General features: G+C 64.1%; 2 protein-coding genes and 1 pseudogene. 1 reads left to right on the plus strand and 2 read right to left on the minus strand.

What is annotated here, in order from left to right; genetic code table 11:
* Positions 1-785 (minus strand): AarF/UbiB family protein (locus tag RMO57_RS05360; RefSeq protein WP_310384921.1); only part of this gene is annotated, 785 nt, incomplete at its 3' end.
* On the minus strand, positions 782-1,306 hold the full coding sequence (locus RMO57_RS05365; protein ID WP_310384923.1) for a hypothetical protein: 525 nt from the start codon (positions 1,304-1,306) through the stop codon (positions 782-784). The genes RMO57_RS05365 and RMO57_RS05360, both read right to left, overlap by 4 nt.
* A 153-nt stretch (positions 1,307-1,459) precedes the next feature.
* Here RMO57_RS05365 and RMO57_RS05370 point away from each other — a divergent pair.
* A pseudogene (locus RMO57_RS05370) lies at positions 1,460-2,088 on the plus strand (undecaprenyl-phosphate glucose phosphotransferase); the annotation flags it as partial.

Here is a 2,088-nt window from a genome sequence, read left to right on the forward strand (position 1 = left end):
GCCAGCTTGGGGATGTCGATGCCGGCCGCTTTGAGCCGCTCCAGCTGTGAAATCGGCACGCCGTGCATGCGCTCCATCACGATCACGTCGGAGCTGCACATATCCCACATCATCTCGGGCACCATGACCAGGTCCAGCCCGACCATATTGCGGCGCAGCTGCGCCGCATTGGCGGCCTCGCGCACCAGATCCAGCTCGTCATGCAGATAGTTGCTGAACTCGGCCACCACCTCGCGCGGCTTCAGTCTGCGGCCATCGGCCGACAGGCGCTCGACCCAGACGGCGATCGTGCGCAGCAGCGCCAAATCGTCGTCGATGGTGTCCAGCATGCCGGGCCGCAAGACCTTGACCGCGACCTCGCGGCCGTCCTTCAAGGTGGCAAAGTGCACTTGCGCGATCGAGGCGCTGGCCACCGGCTCGGCCTCGAAACTGCCGAACAACTCCTCAACCGGTCGGCCGAAAGCCCGCTCCACCAGCGCGCGCGACTCAGGCGCAGGGAACGGCGGCACGCGGTCTTGCAGCTTGGCCAGTTCCTCGACCATGTCCTCGGGCACCAGATCGCGTCGGGTCGACAGCACCTGGCCGAATTTGACGAAGATCGGGCCCAAATGCTCCAGCGCCAAGCGCAGGCGCACGCCGCGCGGCTGCTCCCAGCTGCGGCCCAGCGAGATGGTTCGGCGCAAGAGCCGAAACCGGCGGCGCCTCAGGCCCGACAGTGCCAGCTCATCCAAGCCAAAGCGCAAAATCGTCCAAACAATCACAAACAGGCGCGCGAAGTACCTCATGAGGCTTTGCTGCCCGCCGGCTTGAAGGCGGCGGCGCTGCGCGCCAATGCGGCGACCGCCGTGCTGGCGGATCGCCCCCAGTTGCTGAGCTGACGGGCGGCGGCCGGCCCAACCACCGCCGCCAAGTCATCCTCGATGTCCCAGCGCAGGTTCTCCATCAACCAGCTGATTTCGCCGGCAAAGGCGGCGTCGCCCTGCACCGACACGCTGGGGCGCTCCCCCAACAAGGCGCCCAAGGCCAGCAAGGCGGGGTTGGACGCATCCAACTCGATGCGCAACGACGCTGCCGACTCGCCCCCTTCTTGACGCTCGAACAGGCCAGCAGGCGTGACGCCCAGGGCCAGATCGGGCGCGGCCGGCAGCAGCGCGGGCCAGTTTTGCAGATGCAAAACAACAAGCTGGCCCGCAAAGGGCTGCAACCTGGCCATTGCGTGGGATTCGCGGCTCAGGACATGATTCAGTAACAGGATCATGCGATCCTGCGCGGCTGGCGTTGCCAAGTTCATCCAATATTTCAGCATGGGCGGATTGTAGGCAGTCGCGCACTGACGCCATGTTGTTGGGGGCAAGGAATTGAGCACCTCAAACTGAGCGAGAATCCTCCCCCAATTGGCACTTCAGAATTTTGACGGAGCCGTCATTGCCGATCCGGCAGCAAGCAACGAGGGAGAACGATGTTCGAGGACAGAAGTTACAAGAGAACGTTTTACAGCGCACCGCAGTCCGTCGAATCCTTGATCGCCGCCTTCATGGAGCCCGGCATCATCGTGCTGTGCTTTTTGGCAGTCAGCGCGTTTTTTGACGAGCCGATCCTCAGATCGGGACTGACTCTGTGCCTGCTGGTGTTCGCCTTGACTTTCCCCGGACGCAACCGCTTCTCCGGCAGCAGCAGCGTCAGCGCGGGGCTCGACGTGCTGGGCTCGTGGGTCGCCCTGCTGGTCATTCTGGCGCTGTGTGGTTATGCCACCAACAGCATGGGCTATTTCGAGGACAAGGTGCTGTATTGGTGGGTCGGTCTGACGCCGGTTTTTCAGGTCATTGCGATCCAAATCGGCCGCTGGGAGCGCGCCCGCCGCACCCGCGGCGCTCGCCGTGGCGCGGTCATCGTCGGGGCCGGGCCGCTGGGCGCCAAGGTGGCCCGGGCCTTGCGCGAAGGGTCGGACCAAGGGATAGACTTTCTAGGCTACTTCGAAGACCGCCAAGACGAGCGCCTGCACGAAGATTCGCGCAACAAGCTGCTGGGCAAGCTCAGCGAGCTGAGCGACTATGTGCGCACCCACAGCATTCGCGAGGTGTACATCAC

The organism is Roseateles sp., assembly GCF_031397715.1.
In the GTDB taxonomy this organism is placed as follows: Bacteria; Pseudomonadota; Gammaproteobacteria; order Burkholderiales; family Burkholderiaceae_C; genus Paucibacter_A.

Coding starts and splice junctions, on each gene's coding strand:
- RMO57_RS05365 (WP_310384923.1), bottom strand. CDS start 1,306: ATGCTGAAATATTGGATGAACTTGGCAACGCCAGCCGCGCAGGATCGC.